The 681-nt window shown below is 74.4% G+C and carries 1 pseudogene; it reads right to left on the bottom strand.

Annotated features, from left to right (window positions below):
* Positions 1-681: pseudogene (locus tag OOT46_RS30660) on the bottom strand (DNA helicase UvrD); the annotation flags it as partial.

The raw sequence follows: 681 nt of genomic DNA, 5'->3' as shown, positions 1-681 counted from the left end.
AGGCCGGGTGGGTGGCCTCGGCAGGCCAGTCGATCAGCACCGCCGCGGTTTCGCTGCGCTCCGGGCCGGCCTCGCTGTCGACCACAAACACGGCGCGCGCCTCCAGCCCCTTGGCGCCGTGGATGGTCAGCAGCTGCACCGCCTGGGCGTCACCCCGGGCCGCCATCGCGAGGGGCCGGCGCCGCAGCGCGCGCACCAGCTTGTAGGGCGTCGCGTAGCGCCCTGCGTCGAGCTCGAGTGCCAGCGCGAGCAGTGCATCGAGATGGGCCAGCCCGGCGCCGCGCAGCTCGGCCGGCAGTGCTGCGGCATACCGAGCGCGCAGCTCGCCCTGCTCGACGATGCGGTCGAGCAGATCGTGCGGCGGCAGCCGGCGTGCGTCCTCGGCCCAGGACGCGAGCAGCACCGCGGCCCGTTGCAGCGCCGGGCTGCAGCGCTCGGGCGGCATCACCTGCAGCGCGCTCCACCACGATCCCCCGCCTTCGCGCACGGCGAGCGCCAGGCCCACGAGGTCGTCGTCGCTGGCGCCGAAGATGGGCGAACGCAGCGCGTGGGCCAGCGACAGGTCGTGCTGCGGCGAGGCCAGCGCATCCAGCAGCGCCACCACGTCGCGCACTTCCAGCGCGTCCATCAGCACCGTTTCCTCGGGCGCGGCGAAAGGCAGGTGCAGCTCACGCAAGGCCT

The sequence above is a fragment of the Aquabacterium sp. A7-Y genome (genome assembly GCF_026153205.1).
Classification (GTDB): domain Bacteria; phylum Pseudomonadota; class Gammaproteobacteria; order Burkholderiales; family Burkholderiaceae_C; genus Caldimonas.
Note: the sequence above shows the minus strand (reverse complement) of the source record. Positions and strands in the feature narration are given on the sequence as shown.